This is a genomic window from Pseudomonas hefeiensis, assembly GCF_030687835.1.
Taxonomy (GTDB): Bacteria; Pseudomonadota; Gammaproteobacteria; order Pseudomonadales; family Pseudomonadaceae; genus Aquipseudomonas; species Aquipseudomonas hefeiensis.
The window spans coordinates 3,141,000-3,167,201 of sequence record NZ_CP117449.1 but is presented as its reverse complement, the minus strand read 5'-3'; the positions used below and the strand labels follow the sequence as shown (position 1 = coordinate 3,167,201).

The following is a 26,202-nucleotide window of genomic DNA, read 5'->3' as shown; positions in this document are numbered from 1 at the left end:
GACAGCGTATGAATAGTTTGCGCAGTGTGTCGATCAGCCGACGCTTGTGGCTCATCCTGGTCGTGTCCATCGTGATGTTGTTCACGTTAGGCGCGTTCATGCTTAAGCAGATCCACACCGACCTGTATCAGGCCAAGGTGCAGAAAACCCAGCATGTGGTCCAGACTGCCAGCGGTGTGCTGAGCTATTACCATGGTCTGGAAACGGCTGGCACCCTGACTCGCGAGGCCGCGCAGAAGCAGGCCCTTAGCGCGGTGCGCGGCTTGCGCTATGACCAGAGTGATTACTTCTGGATCAATGACCTGACCCCCGTGATGGTCATGCACCCGACCAACCCGAAACTCGAAGGCCAGAACCTCTCGGCGATTCGCGACCCGAATGGTTTTGCGCTATTCAACGAGATGGTCGCCATCGCCAAGGCCAAGGGCGCCGGCATGGTGGATTATCTCTGGCCGAAACCGGGCGCTGATGCGCCGGTGGCGAAAACCTCCTACGTCACACTGTTCGAGCCTTGGGGCTGGATCATCGGTTCGGGCGTGTACGTAGATGACGTGCAGGCCGAATTCCGGTCCCAAGTGATTAAGGCTTCACTGATCGGCCTGGCGATCACCCTGCTCATGGGCCTGCTCCTGACCCTGATCGTGCGCAGCATCGTTCGGCCGTTGCAGGAAACGGTCAATGCCATGGCCAACATCGCCAGTGGTGAAAGCGACCTGACCCGCACCCTCGACACCCATGGCCAGGACGAAGTGACGCAACTGGCCCGGCACTTCAATGCATTTACCGCCAAACTGCGCGAAGTGGTCAGCCAATTGCAGGACTCGGCCAGTGCCTTGGGGCAATCGTCCAACGAACTGGGTAACGACGCGGCCCAGGCTCAGGAACGCAGCCAGCAGCAATCGCAACAGATGGAACTGGTGGCCACTGCGATCAACGAAGTGACCTACGGCGTGCAAGACGTCGCCAAGAACGCCGAACACGCCGCCAGCGAAATGCGCGACGCCGAATCCCAGGCCCAGCAGGGCCAGATCAATATCGACGGCAGCTTGCAGCAGATTGACCGACTGTCCCAGACCATCGACCAGGCCGTGGAAGTGATCCGCACCCTGGCCAGCGAAAGTACCCAGATCGGCAGCGTGCTGGAGGTGATTCGCTCCATTGCCGAGCAAACCAACCTGCTGGCCCTCAACGCCGCGATCGAAGCTGCCCGCGCCGGCGAACAAGGCCGAGGCTTTGCCGTGGTGGCCGATGAAGTACGGTTGCTGGCCCAGCGCACGCAGAAGTCCACCGCCGAGATCCAGGCGATGATCGAACGCTTACAGAACCATTCCGAAGCGGCGGTGAAAGTCATCGGCGACAGCAGCCGTGCTTCGCAATTGACCATCGAGCAAGCCGGGCTGGCAGGTGCCAGCCTCAACGCCATCGGCCAGGCGCTGCGTAATCTCAACAGCTTGAACGCCTCCATCGCCAGCGCCACGCTGCAACAGGCCCATGTGGTGGAAGATATCAATCAGAACGTGACCCAGGCCGCCGGCCTCTCCCACAGCACCGCCCTGGCTGCCGAACAGTCGAGCCTGGCGAGTACCCGCCTGAAGTCGCTGAGTGAGCAGTTGAACGGGTTGCTGAGGCAGTTCAGGGTCTAGTGCATCTCGATACGCAAGTGCCGATTGAAGTTGGACAGGTTGTTGTAACCCACCTCAAAACAGATATCGGTCACCGGGCCCTGACCTCACCACATGAGCTGATAATTCGCGTTTTTTTGCCCTTAAATCGACGGAAATGGACTTATTCGCCTGAAAGTTGATCCCACTACTTGAGGATTGTCCCAAACGGTACCCAACGGTGCCGTTGCGAGGGATTTCAAGAGAGCGTGAATACCGTTGCCCCAGCCGGGCAAAAATTGCGCATCATAGGCGCCGTCCGCTCAAGGGAGATTTACATGCGTGCCATTTCATCCGTCATGCGTCTTATCGGGCTGTCGCTGGGACTGGCCTTCGCCACCAGTGTCCTGGCCACCGAAGAGACGCAACTGGTCGAGTCCATCAACCTTTACCGCAGCCAGTCGCAAAGCTGCGCGGATCAGGCCTCTCTGGAGCTGCCGCCGCTGGCCATGGACTCGCGACTGATCCTTTCGGCCAACGGCATTGGCGACCTGCAGCAGGCGTTGGCGCGCACGGCCTACCCGATGGTCAACGTACAGGCCATCAGCCTGTCCGGGCCGCGGGACGCGCAAGCCGCGATGAAGGCGGTGCAGGAGAGTTTCTGCCGGGTGGTGCTGGACCCGCAGTTCGTCGACATCGGTGTCAGTCGGCTGGATCGCGAATGGCGAATCGTGTTGGCGCGTCCGCTGTTGTCGGCGCGTCTGGGGGACTGGCAAGCCGAAGGTCAGAAGCTACTGAAGCTGATCAACAGTGCTCGTGCCCAGCCGCGCCGTTGTGGCACCGAAGCCTACGCGGCGACGACGCCGCTGGCCTGGAACGCCACCCTGGCTCTGGCCGCCGTGACTCACTCCCGGGCCATGGCCAACAACAACTTCTTTGACCACAAGGATCGCGACAACCGCATGCCGGGCGATCGCGCCGAACTGGCCGGTTACCTCGGCCAATTGATCGGCGAGAACATTGCCGCCGGACAGGACACGGCCCTTAAGGTGGTGGACGGCTGGCTGGCAAGCCCCGGACATTGCGCCAATCTGATGAACCCGCAGTTTAAAGAGCTGGGCGCCGGCTATGCGGTGGACCCAAAAAGTGATGCAGGGATCTATTGGACGGCGATGTTTGGCACCCAATAGTGTTTAACCAGATCGCTTGGCGCTGACTGGAATCCCGCTATCGCGAGCAGGCTCGCTCCCACAAGGGATTTATGGCGAGCACGAAAGGTGCATCTCCCGGGCACAAACTGTGGGAGCGAGCCTGCTCGCGATGACGATGGAACTGTCATCACCGGCGCAACGTCTGCCGCAAATGCTGCATGAACTGGCTCAGCGACGGCGACTGGGCCACAGGTTTGTGTTGCAACAGGCCGATCGAACGCTTGCCAGGCTGCTCAATGGCAATCACCGCGCACTGCTCACCAATATTGAACACCGCCGTGCAACTGGCCGGCAGCAGGGAAAAACCCAACCCTTCGCGTACAAGCGCAGTGGCGGTGCTCATGTGCGCCACCTCCCAGGCCGGCTCAGGCTCGACGTTCAGGTAGCGCAACGCTGCGTCGGCCAAGGGGCGGATGCTGGTGTCAGAGGTCAGGGCGATGTAGGGCCTGCGCTTCCAGTCGTCCAGACTGTCGCGCTGATGATCCTTGTGGGTCAGCAACACCAGATTGTCATCCAGCAGACGCACGAAGCTCAGCCCGGACAGGTCCTCGGGTAACGAGGTAATGCCCGCGTCCACCTCGCCGCGCTGCACCCAACCCATGATCTCCCCCGCCCGGCCATCCAAGACGCTCACCCGTACACCCGGGTGTTCGCGCTGGAACGAGGCGATAACCACAGGCAGGAACGAAGCGGCCGCCGTGGGCAGTGCCGCCAGGCGAAGGGAGCCGCGACTCAGGCTGAGGGTGTCGCGAGCGTCCCGTACGGCATCGTCCATGTCCCTGAGCATGCGCCTGGCCTGGGGCAGGAAGTGTTCGCCGGCCAGCGTCAGCTCGACACTGCGGGTGTTGCGCGCCAGCAACTGCAAACCCATGGTTTCTTCCAGTTTGCGGATGCTGTAGCTCAGCGCTGGCTGGGACAGGTGAAGCTGTTCAGCGGTGCGAGTGAAGCTTGAGGTTTCAGCGATCAGAATGAAGGCACGAAGCTGTCGGAAAGAAACGTTCATGGCTGCACTTATAAAGATAATGGATCAATTGATTCTACCTTTAAAATTCACAGAACAATCCATGCCCGCCACTATGGGCCATCCCATCAGTGGAAACGGACATGACAAAAACAATTCTCGTCGGATGCGGCGCCGGTTTTGCCAATGATCGCCCGGACGCCGCCTTGCGTCTGGCCCAGGACCTGGCGCAACGAAACGGTCAGCGCTACATCATGCTTGAGCTGCTGGCCGAACGGACGCTGGCCGAAGCGCAACTGCGCAGAGGGCTCGATCGCCAAGCCGGATACGCCTCGCGCCTGTTCGATTTCCTCGAACCGATGCTGGATGTGTGTATCGAAGCCGGCATCCCCATCATTACCAACGGTGGTGCAGCCAACCCCAGAGCCGCCGCACAGCGCCTGCGGGCAACCTTGGCAGGACGCTATCCGGCCTTGAAAATTGCCTGCGTACTGGGCGATGACCTGCTGGAAGAAACCACGCCGCGCTTCAAGCAATGGCTGCCCCTGGACCCGGCAGATGTGGTGTCGGTCAATGTCTACACCGGTGCCGACGGTATTCATACGGCGCTGGCAGAAGGTGCCGGCATCGTACTGTGCGGGCGAGTGGCCGATCCTTCGCTGGCGGTGGGCGCGATTCGCCATGGGCTGGGCTGGGCCGCCGATGACTGGCAGAAGATGGCCATCGCCACCGCCACCGGGCATCTGCTGGAATGCTGCACCCAGGTCACCGGCGGGTACTTTGCCCATCCTGGGATCAAAGAGATCCCGGACCCGGCGAACCTCGGTTGTCCGATTGCCGAAATCCATCAGGATGGACGCTTGATCATTGGCAAAACCCAAGGCAGCGGGGGGCGCGTCAGCGAGCAAACAGTCAAGGAACAATTGCTTTATGAGGTGCATGATCCGCGCCGCTATCTGACCCCGGATGTGGTGCTGGACCTGGGTCAGGCCCGCGTCAGGGACCTGGGTGATGACCGCGTTGAGATCAGCGGCCTGCTGGGCCATCCGCGCCCCGATACGCTCAAGGGCTTGGCCGGTGTGCGCGGTCTCTGGTTCGGCGAAGCGGAAATTTCCTATGCCGGTCCCAGTGCCGTGGCCCGAGCCGCCCTGGCCCGGGAGATTCTGCTGCAACGTTTTAACCGGCTGGCGCCAGGCGTACAGCCCTGGATCGATTTGTCGGGTGTCGCCAGTCTGTTCAATGACCACAATGGCCGTTACCTGGAGCAAAGGCTGGCCCTGGCGCCAGCCCTCGACGATGTGCGTGTGCGCGTCGGCCTGACCCACACGGACCCGGCAATGGTCCAGACCCTGTTGGCTGAGGTGGAGTCGCTTTACACCAACGGTCCGGCCGGAGGTGGAGGTGTTCGCCGGCACCTCGCTGAAGCCGTCACCACCCGCAGCTTCCTGCTGCCGCGCAGCGAAATCCACACGACCCTGGAGTGGTACTGATGAACCTGGTCACCCTCGCCGACTTCGCCCACGCTCGTGCCGGAGACAAAGGCAATATCCTCAGCATTGCGGTATTTCCCCTCGATCCGGCGCACTACCCATGGTTATTGCGTGAATTGACCTGCGAACGAGTCGCCGAGCAATTCGCCACACGCCAGCCGGCCAAGGTGCATCGCTATGAACTGCCGAATCTGCATGCGCTGAATTTCGTCCTCGAAGACGCCCTGGAAGGCGGCGTAAACCTCAGTTGTGGCCTTGATCGCCATGGCAAAAGTTTGAGTTATCTGCTCCTGTCCCTGCGCCTGCCCCGACCGCAGGGCTGAAGGACTCGCGCGCCCGTCCCGTCGACAACAATAAAAAGAGAGGCTGCACCATGATTACAACGTTGGGTTTTTTGATGATGCTGGTCATCATCGGGCTGATTTTGCTGCGCAGGATCAGCCCCGTCGTCGCTTTCACCACCCTACCCGTCGCCGCTTGCCTGCTGGCCGGTTTCAACCCCGGACAAATCGGTGAATTCATCAAGGCCGGGCTGATCACCGTGGCCCCTACCGCCGCGCTGTTTCTGTTTGCCATTCTGTTCTTCGGGATCATGCGGGATCGCGGGCTGTTCGACCCGCTGGTCAACCTGCTGATCCGCAGCACCGGCGGCAAGCCGCTGGCCGTGGCGCTGGTCACGGTGCTGGTGACGTCAGTGGTGCATCTGGACGGGGTGGGCGCCGCAACATTTTTGCTGACCATTCCGGCGCTGTTGCCTTTGTACAAGCGCCTGAACATGAATCCAGCAATGTTGTTGTGCCTGGTGGGCACCACCGCCGGGGTGATCAACATGGTGCCTTGGGGCGGCACCACTGCCCGGGCCGCGGCAGTATCCGGGCTTGATGCCACCGAGCTTTGGCTAGGGTTGCTGCCGGTGCAGTTGGTGGGTCTGGTTTGCATGCTGCTAGTGGCGACAGTGCTGGGCTCGCGAGCCCAACGCCGTCGGCCGATGTCATTGGGAGCGGCCGCCAGCGTCGATCTGGACAGCCTGTCCACCGAAGGTCGCCAATTCGGCCTCTCGCCCCGGGACCTGCGGTACTGGCTGAACGTAGCCCTGACCGGCGCGATCCTGGCTTGCCTGTTCACCGGCATCTTCCCCCTGTATGCCTGTTTCATGGTGGGATTGGGCATTGCCCTGCCGCTGAACTTCCCTTCCCTGGATGCCCAGGCCGAACGCCTCAAGGCCCACGCATCCGACGCCCTGCAAATGGTGCTGGTGATGATGGCCGCCGCCGTGTTGCTGGGTGTGCTGTCCGGGGCAAAAATGTCCGATGGCATGGCCTTGGCGCTGATCGACTTTCTTCCTGGCGGGTCCGCCCAGTACCTGCACGTAATTGTCGGGTTCTTTGGCGTACCCCTGGGGATGATCTTTTCACCGGACGCCTACTACTTTGCGCTGTTGCCGGTGATCAGGGACGTGGCCGCGGCCGCGGGTGTCCCCCTCGAAGCCGTTGCCCGAGCCATGCTGATCGGTGAAAACACCGGTTTCTCTATCAGCCCGGTGGTGCCCAGCGTGTACCTTGCCCTGGCGTTGTCCGGCGTGGAGTTGCGCAAGCACATGGCCTACACCTTTTTCTGGGCTTGGGGCGTCAGCCTGGTGATGCTCGCCTTCGCCGTGGCGACCGGGGCGGTACAGGTTTAGGGTTCAGGGCGGGGAACGGATTTTCAGTGTGCGCCGAAGATCAATGATCGGTGCACGCCCGATCCCGCCCGCACGCCATCGCCCACGGACAGTGCCACCGAGCCGAACGGCATGGCCGCATCACCACAGGCAAACACCCCCGGCACGCTGGTTTCCCGGGTCATGTCAGTCTGGATGAAGGCACCGAGCGGGCCGTCCTCGAATTCACACCCCAGAGAGGCGGCCAACGAACTGCCCACGCGGGTACGGGGTAAGACGAACAGACCATCAATGGCGACCACCCGCCCGCCTTCCAGAACCACATTCGCCCGCTCGCCTTCAATGCGTTCGACCGGTTCGGCCTCCAGCGTCACCCCACGTAGCTCCAGGCTGGCCCGCTGCTCCGGGTCCGGTTCGAATACGCCATTGGTGAAGAACGTCGTCGGCCCCCAGTCGGGAAGCATCAAGGCGTGGTGCAGCGACATTGGCGAGGTTGCCAGCACGCCGATCGGTCCTTGGTCCAACTCATAGCCGTGGCAGTAAGGACAGTGGAAAACGCTTTTGCCCCAGCGTTCAGCGAGGCCCTGCACCGCCGGCAAATCATCGACCACTCCGGTGGCCAGCAGCAGGCGTTGGGCTTGAAAATGCTGGCCACGGGAGGTTTCCAGAGTGAAGCCGCCCTCCTCCTTACGGGCCTGGACCACGGTGTCCGACACCCACTCCACCGTTGGATACGCCATGAGCTGGGCGCGGGCATCCTCGGCGATGTCGGCAGGCGCGCGGCCATCCTGGCCAAGAAACCCATGGGAAGTCGCGGCGAACCGGTTACGGCGCTGCCCGCCATCGATCACCAACACCTTTCGCCGGGCCCGTGCCAGTTGAAGACCTGCCGACATACCCGCGTAACTGCCGCCTGTAATGATGACGTCGTAGCCCATGATCTCTCTCCAGGGTGGTTTTCGAAGGACCGCTAAAGTCTCGACACATCGTAAGTTTCTTGAAAAGCCATTGTCAACGATCTCGTAACTTTTGCAATTACAGGCGATACTCAGCCCCGTCTCAACAACAGAACAACGCCGTTAACATGAGAAACGACACTCGTCTGTCCCGCATGCTTCATGTGCTCATCCACATGGACCGTCACCAGCAATCCGCCACTTCCGACACCATCGCGCAGATGCTCGGCACTAACCCAGTGGTTGTGCGCCGGACCATGGCGCTGCTCAAGGAACAGGGCTACGTCACCTCAGAAAAAGGCCATCGCGGCGGCTGGACGTTGAGCAAATCACTGGCAGAGATGACCTTGCTCGACATTCATCAGGCCTTGGGCAGCACCTCGATTTTTGCCATTGGCCTGTCCACCGATCACCCGCAGTGCCTGGTGGAACAAGCGGTGAATGCGGCGCTGACGGGTGCATTCGATGAGGCCCAGGCGTTGCTGCTCAAGCGTTTGGGCAGCATCACCCTGGCGCAGTTGGCGGAGGATTTTGATCAGCGCTTTCGGGAGGTGCACGGCTGAATGGTGGGAAACGGGCCCGATCAGACATCGAGATCGGCATTCCATCGACGCCGGATGTGCCGTTCTTGGAACCGGCCCGCTTCACTTTATTGAAACACCGCCGCCTTCAACGACGACAGGCGTTCACCGCGGGCACCCGGCCACGCCACGGCTGGGCGCGTTCCAGTTGCGCGGCCAGGGCCAGTAAGGTGCTTTCTTCGCCAAAGCGACCGGCGAAGTGTGCGCCCATCGGCAGACCGTTGCTGCTCCAGGACAACGGCACGGACATCGCCGGCTGGCCGCTGGCATTGAACAGCGCGGTGAATGGCGAGTAGCTGTGGTAGCGCTCCACCAGTTGGTCGAGGCTCATGCACACATCTTCAACGTCCAGCTCGCCAATCAGTACCGGTTCACGGGTCAAAACCGGGGTGAGGATCAGGTCGTAATCGTGCATGAACATCGCCAGTTGCCGGCCCAGGGCATGAATCCATTCCACCGCGGCCGCGTACTGGGCGCCGCTGACGTTGCCCTTGTCCCGCAGGATGATCCGGGTGCGCACCTCCAGTTCCTCGGCCTGTACCGCGAGCCCGCGCATCTGGCCCAGCAGGTCAACGTAATGGCGAGTGCTTGCACCGATGATGGTGAAGACCTGGTCGAGAAACTCCGGCAATACCACCGGCAGGTTCACCGGTTCAACACGGTGGCCCAGGGATTCACACAACCGCGCCGCCTCGCCTACGGCTTTCAGGCTCTGTGGCGATGTCGGCCAGGGACCGAGTTGCTCCACCAGGGCAATGCGCAACGGCCGCGGATCGCGCTGCAGCGCCGTCACATAGGGCAAAGCCTGGACCGGCGCTGCATAGGGCGCTCCCAGGTCCATTCCGGCGGTGGCGTCCAACAGCGCGGCGCTGTCGCGCACTGACAAGGTGATCGCATGGGGCGTGCCCATCCCCGCCCAACCCTCGCCGACCATCGGCCCGGACGGCAGCAGGCCGCGACTGGGCTTGAAGCCGAATACCCCGCAGCAAGAGGCCGGCACCCGCAACGACCCGCCGCCATCGTTGCCGTGGGCGAACGGCACTACCCGGGCCGCCACCAGCGCTGCTGCGCCACCGCTTGAACCACCGGCGCTATGACGGGTGCTCCAAGGGTTTCGGGTGGCGCCGAAACGCGAAGATTCGGTGGAGTACGAAGTGCCAAACTCCGGTGAGGTGCTGGTGCCCATCACCTGACAGCCCGCCCGTCGCAAGCGTGTGACAACTTCAGATTCGAAATCCGCCCGCAAATCGCCCAATGCGCGTGAGCCGTTGGTCATTGCCGCACCCGCAACCGGTGAAAACAGGTCCTTGATCAACGTCGGTACGCCCGCCAACAGGCCTTGCCCGACCTCAGGCGTGTCGGCCGCTTCCCGCGCAGCATCGTATAAGCGCTCGGCCACGGCATTGAGCTGCGGCTCGACCCGTTCAAGACGTTCGATGGCCGCCTCCAGCAGTTCGCCGGGGCGGATCTCGCCGCGCCTGACCCACTCAGCCAGTGCGCAAGCGTCTTCGTTGTCCATCAAGTGGTGGATGTCTTGCATGCCCATGCTTCAGATTCCTTATTTCATGACGATTGACGGGAGCCGAAAGTGCTCGCCTGACCATGGCCTCGAGTACGCAAGCCGACGGCGATCCAGAGCAACGCGGCGACAAAGCTGGCGACGGCCAGCCACTGGATCGACTGGCGCAGCTCGCCGGCGAAGGCGCCCACAAAGGCCACCACCAGCGGACTGACGAACTGGCCGATATACAAAAACGAGGTGAACCCTCCCAGCCCGCGGCCGCGGGTGCTGGCGGTCAAGGCATTCATCACGGGAGCCATCACGTTGGGCACCAGCAATCCGGAACCCAGGCCCTGGATGAAGACCGCCACCAGCACGGCGTTGTAGCTCTGGGCGCGCATCAGCAGCCAGAGCCCAAGCCCTATCAGACTCAGCAACAGCGCGTTGCAACCGGCAATGCCGAAGCGACGGCGCAGCAAGGGCCACATCAACGAACCGCCCAGGGTCGCCAGCAGGCTCAACCCCGCCGCCAGCCCGATCAGCGTGCTGGAGGTGATGCCCAGGCCAACCAACAGTGTCGGCGCCTGGATCGGCACGATGAAGGTCAGCACCATGCCGCCCAGAATCATCAGGTAACCGACCACCAGCGACCGCACCGCGACCTTGGCCGGAGCCGATTCGTCCGCTGGCTGCTCGGTCCTCGGCCGCTTGGCCATCGATGGCTCCCACAGCACCTTCATCATGGCGGGCACCAGCAACAATGGCAGCAGGTACAAAAGGAACGGCGAGCGCCACGAATGCTCCCCGAGCGCCCCGCCCACCACAAAAAACAGCGCCCCCACCAGGCCGATGGTCACCACTTGCCGGTTGACATAGCGCAAGCGCTCTTCGCCGTGCCAGTAGTCAGCAATGAGGGTCGCGCAACAGGTCATCACCGCCGCTTCGGCGCAGCCGAACAGCAGCCGGGTGCCGACAATCGCCGGCAGGTTATCGAGCATCGCCGGCAGCGCGCCGAGCACCGCGTAGAGCAACGTCGCAATCACCAGCAGAGCCTTGCGCCCGACCCGGTCCGCCAGCCAACCGGCCAACGGCGCGCACAGGGCAATCGTCAGGGCCGGCCCGGTGATCGCCAACGGCACCAGCAGATCGGCCCGCGGTTCCATAGGGCCGAATTCGGCGCCCAAACGGGGCAAGATGGGTGCGACCATCACCGAGCCCATGATGGTCAGGCTGCTGCCGAGCATCAGCACCAGCCCTTCACGCCGACCCGTGGCCTCGCGTGACGGGGCTGCGGCCGTTGAAACGGAACTTGATTGGTTCATGGGAGCCCCTTTAGAAACTGTGAGAAATGCGCAGCGCCGTGGTGTAGCCCTCGGCACGGTTACGCGCGTCGAACTCCTTGTAGACGTGCAACCACAGAGGTGGCATACCCGGCTTGAAGTAGCTCACCGCCGGCCCGACAGCCATCACCCGGGCGCGATTGCCCGCTTGCAGTCCCGGCGCATCGTCATCGCTGAACTGGCGGTAGTAGTACCCGCCCACGCCCACAGTCCATGGCCCGACGTGTTGGCCCACCGCGAATTCGTGGCGGTACTCAACGCCGTTCTTGTAGTCAGTGGCCGGATTGCGCGTGTTGATGTCGACTTCGAAGCTGGAAGACACTTCGAAGCCGCTGTCGGAGATGTAAGTGGCGTTGAGGATCGGCGAAAAGGTCCAGTGATTGAGCCCCGGCGAAATCAGGCGATTCTTGTCATAGTCGCCAGTCGGTGCCTGGATCTGGAACTGGGTGTTGACGAACAGGTTGGGCGAGAGGGTCCACTGCAGGATCACCGGCAACAGCTGGATGTCGGCCATGCGAAACGGATCGGCCGCAAGGTCCAGCGGACCGATTGGTGTCTGCACCTGTACCGAAGCGTCCATCTGGAAGAACGGCACGACGGCACCGAAGCCATACTTGGCGCCCAGCACGGTGTAATCGGTCATGCGCATATAGGCAACGCCGATGGACAGCACATCCAGGGAGAAATTGTTGTCCACGGACTTGCCGTGGCGGTCCTTCTGCACGTTGGCCGAATAGAACGCGGTGCGCAGGCCGACGGTGCCAAAGGGCGTGGCCGGCGGCATCATGCCTGCGCCGAAATCATAGACCCCGACCGCCGTGGTCGGCGCTCCGTTTTCGGTGCCCTGGGCAGCGGTACAGAGACCGATCAGCCCCAAGGTAAGCCACGTGCAGCGCCAGACGTTGGTTTTTTTATTTTGATACATCGAATGCCCCTCCCGACCATGTGGTGTAGGGGCCATCCTAGGGAGCCGCTTCGTCAGCGGTTATCCGTTTTCAGCACAGATGCGTGCGGCGCAAGGTTTGTGAAGGTGTTTCGCCGAACAGGGTCCGATAGTCGCTGGAAAACCGGCTCAAATGCCAGAAGCCCCAGCGTGCAGCCACTTCCTGGACGCCCAGGGCCTGATCCCCATTGCGCAGTTCACGGCGCACGGCATTGAGGCGCAACGCCCGTAAATAGGCCACCGGATTGATGCCCAGGGTTTCCTGGAAGCAATACTGCAATTTGCGCCGACTGGCGCCGATGTGGTTGCACAGGTCAAGGATCGACAGCGGTTCGTCGACGTGCGTCAGTGCGTATTCCCGGGCCCGGTCAACCATGCGTTTGCGTGCCGTGGGGTTAAGCGGCGGCGCCTCGTCCGGTGCCACCAGGTCCAGTAGGTGCAGCATCACCGTGTCACGCAGGCCACGACGAATCGACTCGTAACCCAGCAATGAGTCACGCCCCTGCTCGCCCCCTTCAAGCTCATCGAATAATGCCGCAAGCTCGGCGGGCAGCGTCGAGTTGCCGAGACGGTAACACTTGGGAAGATCGGTAATTCGAAAGCGGCTGCCTTGACGTTCCAGCACATGCTCCAACGCCTGCTCGTCGATGGCGACACCGAGCAGATCCAGATGCTGGGGCGTGCGCAACTCGGGCAGGTTATGCCCACGGGCGACCAACAGGCTGCGCTCGACAATCGGGTGCCCGGAGCAGAAGACCGGCCCGTCCGCACGCAGCGGCACGCTGAAGGTGATGGCGCCCTCCCAGGCCATGCCTTGCTTGGTCAGGGCCTGATTAGAGCGGTCGCGCACCAGTTGCATCCACTCCGAGCGGAACTCGATCAACTCGCCGTCGAAGCGCCCGGGGGTCAACTGGTCATAACAAACCTGCCAACCGCCCATGTTCCGGGCATGCTCGTCGATGTCTGTGGTGCGGAACCGATTGATCGGCAGCATTGGCAGCCCGTCCGACGAGACCGCTGGCTGCGCCATGTTGTCATTGTTCATTGACCCGACCTTTGATGATTCCAGGGCTTATGGGTCAACGCTCAGGCAAGTTCCATTCCGCCTGGTAGGCCACTCGTTCAATTGTGCCGAAAACGGATAGACTTCTTTACCGTCCCTGACAAACACCCAGCGCGAAACCATCATGAACAAGATGACCCTGGATGGCGGCCTCGCCGCCGAGTCCATTTCCCAACCGCGCACCCTGGTATTCCTGGCCTATCCGCAGATGGGCTTGCTGGACCTGACCGGCGCCCAAACGGTGTTCTGGGCCGCCACCAAGGCCATGACCGAACGCGCCCTGCCCGGCTACGCCATGCACACCGCCAGCCTGGCAGGCGGATTGATGCAAAGCGCCGAAGGCTTGGTCGTGGATACCCGTGCCCTGCATGAGCTCGACGGGACGCTCATCGATACGCTGATCGTCCCCGGCGCACCGGACATACGGCAGGCGATGATCGACTGTGTCGACCTGGTGCAATGGCTGCGCAATGCCTCGGTCCAGGCCAGGCGCACTGCATCGGTGTGCAGCGGCACCTTCCTCATGGCCCAGGCCGGCTTGCTGGACGGGCGCCGGGCTGCCACCCATTGGGCTATGTGCGAGATGCTCAGGAGTGATTTTCCGTCAGTTGAGGTGGATCTCGATGCGATCTTCATCCAGCAGGGCAACGTATGGACGTCGGCCGGTGTCAGCGCCGGCATCGACATGGCCCTGGCATTGGTCGAAGCCGATTGCGGTCGCGACGTGGCCCTGCAGGTGGCCCGTGAGCTGGTGGTGTTTCTCAAGCGCCCCGGCGGGCAGGCGCAGTTCAGCCAACTGTTGCAATTGCAGATGCAGGAGAGCGCCGGATTCGATGAATTGCACGTGTGGATTTGCGCACACCTGGACGACAACAACCTCACCGTCGAGCGACTGGCCCGCCAGACCAGGATGAGCCCGCGCAATTTTGCCCGGGTCTACAAACGCCAGACCGGCCGAACCCCGGCCAAAGCCATCGAGATGTTCCGCCTTGAGGCCGCGCGGCGAATGCTGGAAGACTCTCAGCGCAACATCGACCAGATCGCCCGCGCCAGCGGTTTCGGTGACGAGGAGCGAATGCGTCACACATTTCAGCGCCACCTGTCGATTTCCCCCCGAGAGTATCGCAACCGGTTTTCTCGTTGAGCGCGAAACTTGCGCTACTGTCCTGTCAGGCCACTTTCCTGGATCGCTTCTGCGAATCGTCCTGCTCAGCCAGGAGTGCGCTGCAACGGGAGCGCAACCAGCGCTCCCCCGGATCATTGTGCGAAGCACCGCGCCAAACCATGGAAAGCTCGTGCTGGGGCAAGCAGATCGGGGCCGCTTGAGCCCGCATGCCAGTCACCACGGCCATCGCCTGGGCGACGTAATCCGGCACGATAGCGATCATGTCGCTCTCGGCCAACAGCACGGGCAAGGCGCTGAACTGCGGCACGGTCAACACCACCCTGCGCTGTCGGCCCATCAGGCATAACGCGCGATCCGAGTCATCGATGACATTGCCCATGGATGACACGACGGCATGGGGCCGACGGCAGAATTCATCCAGGGTCAGTTCGCCGGGTTGCGAATCGGCGCGCAATAGCATCGGTCGAATCGGCCGCAGCGTCTTGCGCCGGGCATTGGCCGGCAGCTCCAGGGTCGGGCTGATGCCCAGAGATATCTCGCCGTTGGCCAACAGCTGGGACACCTGCCATTGATCGGTCCGGCGCACCACCAATGTGGTGCCAGGGGCCTCCACCCGCAAGTGCCGCAACAGGTCCGGCAACAGCGCGTACTCGACGTCATCGCAAAGGCCAATATGGAAGGTCGCCTCGCTGGTGGCTGGCTCGAACGCCTGGCAGCGGCTCAAGGCGGCAGCGATGCCGTCCAGTGCCGGTGACAGATTGGAGAAGATTTCGCGCGCTCGGGAGGTCGGCTCCATCAGCCGCCCCGAACGGATGAACAAGGGGTCATCGAACATCAACCGCAGGCGTGCCAGGGCACTGCTGATCGTTGGCTGGCCGAGAAACAGCTTTTCGCTGACACGGGTCACGTTTCGCTCGTGCATCATGGTTTCGAAGACCACCAGCAAATTGATGTCAGCACGACGCAGGTCATTTCTGTTCATCATCGTCGTCGCCCCAGGCACCAGGCCATTGAGTCAGGAGTGGACAAGATCATCGCCTGCGCCCTCCATCAAGGCCTGCGGCGACGAGGTGTTGAAAGCGTAATCCCCGAGGCAGGCCAGTGTCTGTTGTACGTTGGGACACTCACCCCACCCTTTGGGCAACATCATCGATACTTCGGTATATACCCAACCCCTGTGGCGAGGGGATTTATCCCCGCTGGGCGCGAAGCGGCCCTGGCTACCGACAAACACAGGGTGTCAGGCAAATTGAGTTGACTGGTTTTGGGGGCTGCTGCGCAGTCCAGCGGGGATAAATCCCCTCGCCACAAGGGATGTGTTGGCACGGCCTGGCGCAATTTCAGGGTTTTATGTCCTACCTCAGCCCAAGCGGCGCTTCTAAGATACGAACCGATGCTCTGTCCCCCGACATCCAGAGCGAGACCACGTAAAAACAAAAGGTCTGCCAGCGTGCCCCTACCCTCCGCGATGCTCAAGAACGTCTATGACAGCCTGCGATACACCCCATGCCAGAGGGGGCCGCGACTGTCGATGGGAATCAGTACCCATCCGCTGGTCAACGCCCTCGGCTGGCTGGTAGGCCTGGTGGTGGCTTGCGGGATTGTCATCATCAACTCCGAGACCCATTCCGACCTGGCTCCGACCCTGCTGTACATCACCTTGTTGTTGATGGCGGCCAACCTGTTCTCCATCAATCTGGTGATCACCGTCGCGCTGATGTGCATGGGCTTGCTCACCGCGATGTTCTTGTACAACGGCGGCTATCACCGCTGGGAATCGACCACCGGCTTCTTCCGCTGCCTGACCGCACTGTCCGCCATTGCGTTCCTGGCGCTGCGCAGCAAGCAGGCTTCCGACAGCCTGCGGCACAACGAGGCTTACCTGATCGGCGCCCAGCGCCTGAGCCAGACCGGCAGCGTGGGCTTTCGCGGCGATCGACAAGTGTTGACCTGGTCGGCGGAGTCGGCACGGATTTTCGAGTACTCGCCCAACAAGACACCGACGGTGTCGATGATGCTGGCGCGCACCCACCCTGAAGACCTCGAGCTGGCACGCGGGGTTTTCCAACAGGCCGCCGCGGGTGAACCGCAGATCGAGGTCAAGCTGCGCCTGCTGATGCCTGATGGGCGCATCAAGCACATCCACATGATCGCCAGCCCCCTGCTCGCCCAGCATGGCCGTTTCCAGTACTTGGGCGCGCTCATGGACGTCACCGCCAGCAAGCAGGCCGAAGACGCATTGTTCCGCGCCCAGAGCCAATTGGCCCACGTCACGCGCTTGACCTCCCTGGGGGAAATGGCCGCGTCCATTGCCCACGAGGTCAACCAGCCACTGACGGCCATCACCAGCAGTGGCGAGGCCTGCCGCCGCTGGCTCAAACGTCCGGAACCCGATCTCGGGGAAGCCCTGGATTGCCTCGACCGAATCGTCGCCAACGGCTGTCGCGCCAGCGAGGTCATCAGCGGTATCAGGGCGCTGTCGCGCAAATGCGACCCGGTGCGCCAGCCCGAGCGACTGGACGACATCGTCCGCGAGACCCTGAACCTGGTCCAGCAGCAACTGGCTCATCATAAAGTCCGGGCGAAGGTGGACCTGGCAGCGACCGACAGCCAGGTCAGCGCAGACCGGGTGCAACTGCAGCAAGTGATCATCAACCTGATCATCAATGCCTGTCACGCCATGGACGCAGTCAAGGTACACGAACGAACCCTGCACATACGCACCTGGATGGAGGATGACGAAGTGTTGCTGGAGGTGACTGACCACGGAACCGGCATTGCCCCCGAGGTCCTGCCGTCCTTGTTCAATGCGTTTTTTACCACCAAGGAAAACGGCCTGGGCATGGGCCTTTCCATCTGCCGGTCCATCATCGACTTCCATGACGGCAGGATCTGGGCGACCAGCGAGGTCGGCCAAGGCACCTCGTTCAGGTTCGCGCTGCCACGGCTCACGGGCACCACTCTGTCGGGGAGCGGGCAATGAACGTCATGCAGCCCACGAACCCGGTCATCGGCAAAGAGCCCATCGTCTATATCGTTGACGACGACGCACCGCTGCGCCAATCCCTCGGCAGCCTCCTGCGCTCCATCGGCCTGCAGGTGCATCTGTTCGATTCGGTCGCACAGTTCATGAACCATTCCAGGCCCGACCTGCCCAGTTGCCTGGTTCTGGATGTACGGCTGCAAGGCACCAGCGGCCTGGAGTGCCAACGGGCGCTGGCCGCGGCCAACGTCCATCTGCCCATCGTGTTCATGACCGGCCACGGTGACATCGCCATGACCGTGCGGGCGATGAAGGCCGGTGCCGTGGATTTCCTCGCCAAACCGTTTCGCGAACAAGACCTGATCGACGCCGTGACCGCCGCCCATCACCAGGACCGCCAGCGGCGCGACGCCGAACGCAGCCATCAGCAAGTGCTTGGCCGTTACGCCACATTGACGCCCCGCGAGCAACAGGTCATGGCGCTGGCGGCGTCAGGCCTGATGAACAAGCAGATCGCCGGGGAACTGGACTTGAGCGAAATCACGGTCAAGATTCACCGCGGCCAAGCCATGCGCAAAATGTGCGCAGGCTCGTTTGCCGATCTGGTTCGCATGGCCCAGGTGCTGGAATGGCGTGGCGAGCAGTAGAAAGTTCATACACACGTATACTTGGCGGGACCATTGGACGGCGTATCTTGCAGTGACACGGGCGCCTTTATGGCTACCTGATATCACCTCCAGGTATCGACATGTCCAATACCGCAACTATTTCAATTATTGATGATGATGAGTCAGTTCGAATTGCACTGGATGGCTTGTTACGTTCCCACGGATATCGGGTTAGAACATACGCGGGCGCCTTGGACTTTCTATCTTCCTGTGAGCTTAAAAGTACAGCGTGCCTGATATCGGATATTCAAATGCCTGGCATGACCGGCATTCAAATGTACGATCGACTGTCGACCCTGGGCATTCATATCCCGATCATTTTCATTACCGGATACCCTGGCGTGCCACCCCGTGTCAGCGCCGGTGCGCCCGAGCCGGTGGCGTTTTTTCCGAAGCCCTTCGACTGCGCTGAATTGATCGCCTGCATCGAATCGGTACTTGCCCGGCCTTCCTGATACCGCGCCATCGTCGCGACCTCATACCTTTGTATAAATCCCCCCTACCCAGGCATAGGCCCGATGACCTTATGTAGAAGTGTTAAACGCAGGTCCTGCCAATAAGCTTCCCTACAGCGAACCGAAACTGAATGTGCTCGATGGCAACTCATTGCAGCCAGGCGCGTTTGGAGTAAGTCGCGACACGGTCACGCTGAAACAGTTAAACAATTCAACGTATCGATTTTGTCTTCGGGAGCTCATCATGAAACAACATATTCTGGTTGTTGGCGCAGGTTTCGGCGGGGTCTGGAGTGCATTGAGCGCCGCCCGGCTGCTGGACCAACACGATCGTAATGACGTGCAGATCAGCGTCCTGGCCCCTCAGGCTGAGCTGCGCATCCGTCCTCGTTTCTATGAGCCGGACGTCCACACCATGGCCGCCCCGCTGGGTGGTCTGTTCGACGCGGTGGGCGTGAAATTCGTACAAGGCTCGGCGAGCCGTATCGATGTCGACAATAAGCGCGTTGACTACGTGGATGTGTTCGGCACCCAGGGCAGCCTGGGCTACGACCGTCTGGTGCTCGCGGCGGGCAGCCAACTGGTCCGCCCGGATCTTGAAGGCATGATCGAGCATGCCTTCGACGTTGATGAAATCGAACAGGCAACCCGTCTCGAAACCCATATCAAGTCCCTGAAGAATCTGCCGGACAGCCCGGCCCGCAACACCGTGGTGGTGGCCGGCGGCGGCTTTACCGGGATCGAAACCGCCACCGAAATGCCCGCGCGCCTGCGCGCGGTCCTGGGTGAAGACGCGAACATCCGGGTCATCGTGGTGGATCGCGGGCCGCAGATCGGCGCAGCGTTGGGCGACGGTATTAGTCCCTCCATTGTCGAAGCGTCCGAGCATCTGGGTATCGAGTGGGTCGTCAACGCCTCGGTCGAATCGGTGGATGCCGATGGCGTCACCCTGTCGAGCGGGCAGCGTATCGAGTCCCATACCGTGATCTGGACCGTGGGGTTTCGCGCCAGTCCGTTGACCCAACAGATACCCGGCACTCGCGATCGCCAGGGTCGCCTGCACGTCGATGCCAACCTGAAAGTCCTGGGCCAGAACGACATATTCGCCACCGGTGACGTGGCCTATGCCGCCACCGACACGCTGGGGAACTACGCGGCGATGTCCTGCCAGCACGCCATCGCTCTGGGCCGCTATGCCGGCAACAACGTCGCGGCCGACTTGCTGGGCGTCGCACCGATGGCTTACAGCCAACCCAAGTACGTGACCTGCCTGGACCTGGGGGCCTGGGGCGCGGTGTATACCGAGGGTTGGGATCGCCAGCTCAAGTTGGTCGGGCAGGAAGCCAAGGCGCTCAAGACCCAGATCAACACCGTGTGGATCTATCCCCCCGCGGCTGATCGCGCGACCGCCCTGGCCGCTTCCGACCCGTTGATCCCGGTGGCCTGAGTCCGTTTCCGCCCCCGGCCAGTCCCTCCTTTCTGTGCCGGTCTTACCCGGACGCCTGCCAATGATGCTTGGGCAGGCGTTTTTTTCAGGCGCTCGTCCCCAAGCCAGTCGGAATATCGTCACTGCCCAGTGAAATCCGTCGCAATGCCCGCCCACTGCCCTTTGTGCACAAGGTAAGGTAGGCAAAAATCATCCGGATCGAGGTGTGCCGTGGCGTCCTATTCCTTGCGTCAGCTGAAGTACTTCGTCACCACCGTCGAATGTGGCAGCGTCGCCGAAGCATCCCGCAAGCTGTACATCGCCCAGCCATCGATTGCGACCGCCGTCAAAGGGCTGGAAGACAGTTTCGGCGTGCAACTGCTCATCCGTCACCACGCCCAGGGTGTGTCGCTAACCCCCAGCGGTGCTCGCTTCTATCGCAAAGCCCAGGAACTGCTGCGCATGGCGCGAGAGTTCGAGCAGAACGCGCTGGCCGACAACGACGTGGTCAGCGGTCAGATCGACATCGGCTGCTTCGAGACTGTCGCGCCACTGTACTTGCCACGATTGATCGCCGGTTTTCGCCAGCGTTACCCAGGCGTGGAGATCCGTCTGCAGGACGGCGAGCAACAGGAACTGGTGCAAGGTTTGACGGGGGGGCGTTTCGATCTGGCGATTTTTTATGAGCATGACCTGGACGGCACCATCGAGACCGAGGCGCTGATGGCGCCGCAACGACCCTACGCGCTGCTGCCGGCGGAGCACCGCTTTGCCAGCCAGGTTCAGGTGTCCCTGCGCGACCTGGCGCTGGAACCGATGATTCTGTTGGACGTGCAGCCCAGCCGGACCTACTTCGTGAGCATTTTCGAGGAATTGGGTCTGACACCTAACATCGTTTTCAGCTCACCCTCGATCGAAATGGTCCGTGGCATGGTCGGGCAATCGTTTGGCTTTGCGTTGCTGGTAACCCGGCCACATTCCACCTGTACCTACGATGGGCAGCAAGTGGTGTGCGTCAACATCGCCGAGGACGTGACCGGTTCGGCACTGGTGGCGGGATGGCTCAAGCGCGCGCATCTGACCAAACCTGCGCAGTTGTTCGTGGATTATTGCAAGGAGCAGTTCAAACAATGGCTGGCCTAAGCCAACCATTGGAGGTGTCTTGAGCGTTGTGGCTAGCGAGCCGCCCAGGCGTTGAAGCGCTGCTCCAGTTCTTCGCCATGGTCAACCCAGAACTCGGCATCCACGGCCCGGGCTTCGGCCAGGTTGGCTTCGGCAGTAGGCAACTGTTCCTGGACGGTTCCAGGCAACAACGCCAGCGCTTTGCGATGCACCGGTCCGTAAGGGATGTTTTCCGAGAACACCTTCTGCGCCTGCGGTTGGCTGGCAAAGGCAATGAATTGCTCGGCCAAGGCCTTGTTCGGCGTGCCCTTGACCACCGCCCAGTACTCCGGGTCATACAGGCTTTGCGGCCAGACGATACTCAGCTTCATGCCCTCCTTTTGCGCCGAAGCGATGCGCCCGTTGTAGGCGGCGCTCATCGCCACGTCCCCCGCCACTAGCCACTGCGCCGGTTGCGCACCGGCCTCCCACCACTGGATGTTTGACTTGATCTGGTCCAGCTTGGCGAACGCCCGTGACACACCTTCGGGGGTGTTGAGCACCTTGTACAACTCCTGCGCCTTGACCCCGTCGGCCAGCAAGGCAATTTCCAGGGTGTACTTGGCCCCCTTGCGCAACCCGCGCTTGCCCGGGTATTCGGTGACGTTCCAGAAATCCGCCCAGGACTTGGGTCCCTTGGCCAACTTGCTCTGGTCATAGGCCAGCACCATCGACCAGACATAAGTGGCCACGCCACATTCGGTGAGTGTTCCCGGCACAAAATTCGCCGGATCACCCAAGGCGCTCAGATCGAGCCTTTCGAACAGGCCCTCCTCACATCCGCGCAACAGCTCGGGGCTTTCGACTTCGACCACGTCCCAACTGGTGTGGCCGGCCGCGACCATGGCCTTGATCTTCGATAACTCGCCATTGTATTCGCCAGCGACGATGCTTCCTGCACCGCTGGCGTTGAAGGGTTGGAAGTAGGCCTTGTCCTGGGCCTGTTTGGTGGCGCCACCAAAGGAAATCACGGTGAGGCTCTGTGGCGCGGCCAGGACACTGGTACTCAACAGCGCCAGGGCACACGCAATATTGCAACGCAAGGATCTGGACATGAAGCGGTTCCTCGAAAGGCCGGCTCGCCCGCACGAGCCGGCGATGGGACTCAGAGGCGACCGTAAGCGCGGGCGGTGCGATCTACAGCAATACGGGTCTTGTCGACCAGTTCGTTGATGTCGGCGTGGCTGGCCACCAGCGCCGGGGCCATGATTTTTTCGTCATCGAAATCGTTCATTCCGGACACCTCGCGGTCATGGAGTGCTAGGTTCACTGAGATCGCTCGCCAGGCGTTCCATCAATCGGTCGCAGGCCGCCATCTGTTCAACGCTCACGTATTCATCGGCTTTGTGCCCCTGGTCCATGCTGCCGGGGCCGCAGACCACCGCCGGGATGCCGGCCTGGTCAAACAGGCCGCCTTCGGTGCCGAATGCCACGGTGCTGAAGGCGTCGCTGCCGCACAGCTCGGCAACCAGACGCGCGGCGGCGCTGTCAGGCGGGGTTGCCAGGCCCGGGTAGGCGGACAGCGGTTCAAACCGGATCGCGGTGTCGCCTTGCACTGCCCGCATCGTCGGCAGCAGCGTCTGCTCGGCGTAATCACGCAATTGCTCGACGACGACCTGTGGGGCGAAATCCGGCAAGGCGCGCACTTCGAAATCGAAGCGGCAATCGGCCGGGACGATGTTCAATGCGGTACCGCCCTGGATCACGCCCACCTGCACCGTTGAGTACGCCGGATCGAAGCGCGCATCGTGCAGTGACGGTTCGGCCAGATCCGCGCCAATCTCCCCCAACCGACCGATCAGGCGCGCTGCCTGTTCGATGGCGTTCACCCCGTAGGGCGCATAGGCCGAATGACAGGCCGCCCCTTTGACATGGCAACGCATCGCCAACTTGCCCTTGTGGCCCAACACCGGTTGGAGTTGGGTGGGCTCGCCGATCAGGCATAACGCAGGCTGGGGAATACGCTGCGCCAGCACTTGCAGCAGATCGCGCACACCCAGGCAACCGACCTCTTCGTCATAGGAGAACGCCAGGTACACCGGCCGACGAAGCGGGCTGGCGAGGAACATCGGCACCGCCGCCAGCACTGAAGCCAAATAGCCTTTCATGTCGGCGGTGCCCCGGCCGTACAGCTTGCCGCCGGACTCGCTCAGACAAAACGGATCGACCGTCCAGTGCTGTCCGTCCACCGGCACCACATCGGTATGCCCGGACAGCACGACGCCGCCGGGCACCGCTGGGCCGATGCTCGCCAACAAGTTGGCCTTGGTCCGCTCGGGGTTGTAGATCAGTTCGCAGCTCACGCCCAGATCGTGGAGGTAGCTACGCACGAACTCGATCAGCGCCAGGTTCGACTCGCGACTGACCGTGGCAAAGCCCACCAGGCTGGCGAGCAGTGCGCGGCTGCGCAACTCACTCATCACCTGGCACTCCATAGCTGGGGGCCAGGGTCGGATCGAGGGCGCGGGTCAGGTAGTCCTGCAGTTGCGGCTGATAAGCCAGCCACAGTTGTTTCAGCTCAGCAATGGGGTTTTCCTCGGCCCAGTCGACACGCAAATCGACGATCGGCCAGGTGAGCTCATCCACCACCGACAGCGCCGCAGAGTGCACCGCTCCGGCTTCACCACCTGCGCTCTGCCCGGCCTGCAACGCACTCATCAGGCGCGCGGCAAGGCAACCTTCACTGTGCTCGAATGCTGTAACCATGGCGTCGATCACGCCCACACTGGCCAACAGATTGCCGGCCGCCACGCATTGCTCACCGGCCAGCGCGTGATGGGTACCCAAGGCGTGGCTGCCGCTGAAAATCGCCGTGCGTCCGTGGGCATCCACCACCGCCACCTGGCGGTACTGGCTATAGCCATTGCGCGCCAGGGCGCGGTCGACAGCCTCTTGCGCGGCCAGGCCGCCAGCCAGTTCGTCAAGGATCTGTGGACCAAGGGCCGGCAGCGTGATGTTCTGGCTCGACACCGCACCGACACCGGCTCGCAACCAGGGGCAACGGGCGCCGACGGCAATGCTCGAGGAACTGATAGCGACACCCAACTGGCCCGTCTCGGCGCAGCGCCCGACAATTGAAAAAGTCATGGTCCACTCCTTATTCAGGGATCACCGCGATTACGTCGATTTCCATCAGCCATTGCGGTTGGCCGAGGGCGCTGACCACCAGACCGGTGGAAATCGGGAACACCCCTTTGAGCCATTTGCCGACCTCCTGGTACACCGGCTCGCGGTAGCGCGGGTCGATCAGGTAAGTGGTGGTCTTGACGATATGGCTCAGGTCGCTGCCGGCCTCTTCCAGCAATTGCTTGACGTTGCGCATGGCCTGTTCGGCCTGGGCGCGCGGATCGCCCAGACCCACCAACTGGCCGTTGAAATCAGTGCCGACCTGACCACGCACGTAGACGGTGTTGCCGGCGCGCACGGCCTGGCACAAGTCGTTGTCCAGCGTCTGGTTGGGATAGGTGTCTTGGGTGTTGAACATACGAATGCGAGTGTGGGTCGGCATCAACGGGCTCCCAGGAGGCTGGTTTTCGAACTGTTCGAATCGCTAATGAGTGCGGGGTCCTGAACGTCGACGTTCTGGCGCTGCGAAGCGTCCCGGTAACTGAGATAGGTATGCTGTTTCGCGATGTGGTCGGCGATATGCCGGGCGTCGTGCCATACGCCCCAGATGAACGCCGAGCCGCGCCGCGACAGCCATGGCAGGCCCACGAAATACACACCCGGTTCGCTGGAAACACCCCGCTGGTGCCGGGGTTTGCCATTGGCATTGAGCGCATCGACCTTCAGCCAGCTGTAATCCACCGAGTAGCCGGTGGCCCAGATCACGGTGGTCACGCCAGCGTCCAGCAGATCCAGTTCCAGGATCGGATGGGTCAGGCAGTGCGGGTCAGGCAACAGATGGCGGGCTTCAGGTTCCGGCGGCAGGTCCAGGCCGTTGCGGGCAATGTAGGCATCGGCGGCATCCAGCAGCGCCAGGTAGTTTTCATCGCCACGGGCAATGTTTTCGGCAAGGTTGGGTTCAAACGTCACGACGCTACCGTTGAACGACTTCGTCAGGCCTACCAGGGTGATGCCCTCGTGGGCCAGCTTGCGAAAGTCCACCGTATGACCACCACGGGCACCGCTCACGGCGATGGTCACGTGTTCCTTGCCCGGCTGGACGGCCTCCGCATCCCACTCGCCGAGCACTCCCAGCCACCAGCAGAAATCCCGGTTGCGATAGGCCCGTGGCGGGCGATCATGGGCGCCCACCGAGAGGTAGACCTGCTTGCCGGCGCGCTGCAGTTCATCGGCAATCTGCACCCCCGACGAACCCGCCCCCACCACCAGCACCGCGCCCTCGGCGAGCTGCCGGGGATTGCGATATTGGGCAGAGTGCATTTGGGTGACCTGCGCCATATCAGCGGCGATGGGCGCAATCACCGGCCGTTGGAAGGGCCCGGTGGCAACCACCACATGGTTGGCCTCGATCAGACCCGCGCTGGTTTCAATGCTGAAGCCCGGACGGCCGACGTTACGCTCGACCTTCCTGACCTCCACACCGGTACGGATCGGCGCGTTGAATTTTTTGGCATAGGCTTCGAAATAGTCGGCCACTTGATCTTTAGTGGCGAAGGCATCGGGGTCGAGTCCCTGGAATTGCAGCCCTGGAAAGCGGTCATGCCAGGCGGGGCCGTTGGCAACCAGCGAATCCCACCGCGCGGTGCGCCAGGCTTCGGCAATGCGGTTGCGCTCCACCACAAGATGAGGCACCCCTTGGCGGCTCAAATGTTCACTCATGGCCACGCCGGCCTGGCCGGCGCCTATAACAAGCGTATCTATCTGTAGGGTCTCAACGGGCATGTCTGTGCACTTCCGGCAGTGGGATGGTTCAGGCCGGCATGGCGCCGCCTCGGGTTTGGATTTCTTGTTGTTCTGTGTTTGCGACGATCGACAGGCGATGTCGAAGCGATTGTGTTGGCAGGCGGGAATTTGCGAAACGAGGGTTTTTATCGTTGCTGGAAAGGAAAAAACTGCTGTATTGCCTACGCCCTGGACGATGCGTCTTTGCGCAAGGACAAGAGGCGATTC

At 62.0% G+C, this 26,202-nt stretch carries 24 protein-coding genes and 1 pseudogene; 12 read left to right on the top strand and 13 right to left on the bottom strand.

Annotated features, from left to right (window positions below; all coding sequences use genetic code 11):
- Positions 1-8 precede the first annotated feature (8 nt).
- Together PSH57_RS13980 and PSH57_RS13975 are read left to right on the top strand one after the other, a co-directional pair.
- A complete protein-coding gene (locus tag PSH57_RS13980; protein ID WP_305390170.1) occupies positions 9-1,643 on the top strand; it encodes a methyl-accepting chemotaxis protein in 1,635 nt (544 codons plus the stop codon).
- A gap of 296 nt (positions 1,644-1,939) precedes the next feature.
- Positions 1,940-2,791 carry a CAP domain-containing protein gene (locus PSH57_RS13975; RefSeq protein ID WP_305390168.1) on the top strand — a complete coding sequence of 284 codons (852 nt, stop codon included), beginning with the start codon at positions 1,940-1,942 and terminating at the stop codon, positions 2,789-2,791.
- A 148-nt stretch (positions 2,792-2,939) separates the two neighbouring features.
- On the opposite strand, the gene PSH57_RS13970 is transcribed toward PSH57_RS13975, so the two are convergent.
- On the bottom strand, positions 2,940-3,815 hold the full coding sequence (locus tag PSH57_RS13970; RefSeq protein ID WP_305390167.1) for a LysR family transcriptional regulator: 876 nt from the start codon (positions 3,813-3,815) through the stop codon (positions 2,940-2,942).
- Positions 3,816-3,916: 101 nt separating this feature from the next.
- Between PSH57_RS13970 and PSH57_RS13965 the strand changes: the two genes are divergently transcribed.
- Genes PSH57_RS13965 through PSH57_RS13955 form a run of 3 tightly spaced genes read left to right on the top strand, consistent with a single transcriptional unit; the run spans position 3,917 to position 6,944 of the window.
- Positions 3,917-5,263: an acyclic terpene utilization AtuA family protein gene (locus PSH57_RS13965; RefSeq protein WP_305390166.1), complete on the top strand. Its 1,347-nt coding sequence runs from the start codon at positions 3,917-3,919 to the stop codon at positions 5,261-5,263.
- Entirely contained in the window at positions 5,263-5,586 is a 324-nt protein-coding gene (locus PSH57_RS13960; RefSeq protein ID WP_256230060.1) for an AtuA-related protein, read from the top strand. Before PSH57_RS13965 ends, PSH57_RS13960 begins: the two co-directional genes overlap by 1 nt.
- Before the next feature lie 50 nt (positions 5,587-5,636).
- A complete protein-coding gene (locus tag PSH57_RS13955) occupies positions 5,637-6,944 on the top strand; it encodes a CitMHS family transporter (protein ID WP_305390163.1) in 1,308 nt (435 codons plus the stop codon).
- 23 nt (positions 6,945-6,967) lie between these two features.
- On the opposite strand, the gene PSH57_RS13950 is transcribed toward PSH57_RS13955, so the two are convergent.
- On the bottom strand, positions 6,968-7,861 hold the full coding sequence (locus tag PSH57_RS13950) for an NAD(P)/FAD-dependent oxidoreductase (protein ID WP_305390161.1): 894 nt from the start codon (positions 7,859-7,861) through the stop codon (positions 6,968-6,970).
- 146 nt (positions 7,862-8,007) lie between these two features.
- On the opposite strand from PSH57_RS13950, the gene PSH57_RS13945 reads away from it, so the two are divergent.
- Complete coding sequence (locus PSH57_RS13945; protein WP_305390159.1) at positions 8,008-8,442, top strand: Rrf2 family transcriptional regulator; 435 nt, start codon at positions 8,008-8,010, stop codon at positions 8,440-8,442.
- 106 nt (positions 8,443-8,548) lie between these two features.
- Here PSH57_RS13945 and PSH57_RS13940 read toward each other — a convergent pair whose 3' ends face one another.
- The 4 genes from PSH57_RS13940 to PSH57_RS13925 form a co-directional block, all read right to left on the bottom strand.
- On the bottom strand, positions 8,549-10,006 hold the full coding sequence (locus tag PSH57_RS13940; protein ID WP_305390158.1) for an amidase: 1,458 nt from the start codon (positions 10,004-10,006) through the stop codon (positions 8,549-8,551).
- A 17-nt stretch (positions 10,007-10,023) separates the two neighbouring features.
- Positions 10,024-11,283 carry an MFS transporter gene (locus PSH57_RS13935; RefSeq protein ID WP_305390157.1) on the bottom strand — a complete coding sequence of 420 codons (1,260 nt, stop codon included), beginning with the start codon at positions 11,281-11,283 and terminating at the stop codon, positions 10,024-10,026.
- A 10-nt stretch (positions 11,284-11,293) separates the two neighbouring features.
- Complete coding sequence (locus tag PSH57_RS13930; RefSeq protein ID WP_305390156.1) at positions 11,294-12,226, bottom strand: SphA family protein; 933 nt, start codon at positions 12,224-12,226, stop codon at positions 11,294-11,296.
- A 70-nt stretch (positions 12,227-12,296) separates the two neighbouring features.
- Entirely contained in the window at positions 12,297-13,289 is a 993-nt protein-coding gene (locus PSH57_RS13925; protein WP_305390155.1) for a helix-turn-helix domain-containing protein, read from the bottom strand.
- Positions 13,290-13,440: 151 nt separating this feature from the next.
- Here PSH57_RS13925 and PSH57_RS13920 point away from each other — a divergent pair, with 151 nt between their 5' ends.
- A complete protein-coding gene (locus tag PSH57_RS13920; protein ID WP_422766099.1) occupies positions 13,441-14,451 on the top strand; it encodes a GlxA family transcriptional regulator in 1,011 nt (336 codons plus the stop codon).
- A 25-nt stretch (positions 14,452-14,476) separates the two neighbouring features.
- Here PSH57_RS13920 and PSH57_RS13915 read toward each other — a convergent pair whose 3' ends face one another.
- Entirely contained in the window at positions 14,477-15,418 is a 942-nt protein-coding gene (locus PSH57_RS13915) for a LysR family transcriptional regulator (RefSeq protein ID WP_305390153.1), read from the bottom strand.
- A gap of 546 nt (positions 15,419-15,964) precedes the next feature.
- Between PSH57_RS13915 and PSH57_RS13910 the strand changes: the two genes are divergently transcribed.
- The 5 genes from PSH57_RS13910 (at position 15,965) to PSH57_RS13890 (ending at position 21,108) form a co-directional block, all read left to right on the top strand.
- Entirely contained in the window at positions 15,965-17,416 is a 1,452-nt protein-coding gene (locus tag PSH57_RS13910; RefSeq protein WP_422766098.1) for a sensor histidine kinase, read from the top strand.
- Complete coding sequence (locus PSH57_RS13905) at positions 17,413-18,063, top strand: response regulator transcription factor (RefSeq protein WP_305390150.1); 651 nt, start codon at positions 17,413-17,415, stop codon at positions 18,061-18,063. The genes PSH57_RS13910 and PSH57_RS13905 overlap by 4 nt, the downstream gene beginning before the upstream one ends.
- A 101-nt stretch (positions 18,064-18,164) precedes the next feature.
- On the top strand, positions 18,165-18,539 hold the full coding sequence (locus PSH57_RS13900) for a response regulator transcription factor (RefSeq protein ID WP_305390149.1): 375 nt from the start codon (positions 18,165-18,167) through the stop codon (positions 18,537-18,539).
- 244 nt (positions 18,540-18,783) lie between these two features.
- Positions 18,784-19,986 carry an NAD(P)/FAD-dependent oxidoreductase gene (locus PSH57_RS13895; protein WP_305390148.1) on the top strand — a complete coding sequence of 401 codons (1,203 nt, stop codon included), beginning with the start codon at positions 18,784-18,786 and terminating at the stop codon, positions 19,984-19,986.
- A gap of 210 nt (positions 19,987-20,196) precedes the next feature.
- Entirely contained in the window at positions 20,197-21,108 is a 912-nt protein-coding gene (locus tag PSH57_RS13890; RefSeq protein ID WP_305390147.1) for a LysR substrate-binding domain-containing protein, read from the top strand.
- 32 nt (positions 21,109-21,140) lie between these two features.
- Here PSH57_RS13890 and PSH57_RS13885 read toward each other — a convergent pair whose 3' ends face one another.
- The 6 genes and pseudogenes from PSH57_RS13885 to PSH57_RS13860 all read right to left on the bottom strand — a co-directional run bounded on the left by PSH57_RS13885 (position 21,141) and on the right by PSH57_RS13860 (position 25,974).
- A complete protein-coding gene (locus tag PSH57_RS13885) occupies positions 21,141-22,181 on the bottom strand; it encodes an ABC transporter substrate-binding protein (RefSeq protein WP_305390146.1) in 1,041 nt (346 codons plus the stop codon).
- A gap of 50 nt (positions 22,182-22,231) precedes the next feature.
- A pseudogene (locus PSH57_RS13880) lies at positions 22,232-22,336 on the bottom strand (hypothetical protein); the annotation flags it as partial.
- A 40-nt stretch (positions 22,337-22,376) separates the two neighbouring features.
- Complete coding sequence (gene argE, locus PSH57_RS13875; RefSeq protein WP_305390145.1) at positions 22,377-23,546, bottom strand: acetylornithine deacetylase; 1,170 nt, start codon at positions 23,544-23,546, stop codon at positions 22,377-22,379.
- Positions 23,539-24,213, bottom strand: a complete 675-nt coding sequence (locus PSH57_RS13870; protein ID WP_305390144.1) for a DUF1028 domain-containing protein — start codon at positions 24,211-24,213, stop codon at positions 23,539-23,541. The genes argE and PSH57_RS13870 overlap by 8 nt, the downstream gene beginning before the upstream one ends.
- Before the next feature lie 10 nt (positions 24,214-24,223).
- Entirely contained in the window at positions 24,224-24,634 is a 411-nt protein-coding gene (locus PSH57_RS13865; RefSeq protein WP_095144154.1) for a RidA family protein, read from the bottom strand.
- Positions 24,634-25,974, bottom strand: a complete 1,341-nt coding sequence (locus PSH57_RS13860; RefSeq protein WP_305390143.1) for a flavin-containing monooxygenase — start codon at positions 25,972-25,974, stop codon at positions 24,634-24,636. Before PSH57_RS13860 ends, PSH57_RS13865 begins: the two co-directional genes overlap by 1 nt.
- Positions 25,975-26,202 lie beyond the last annotated feature (228 nt).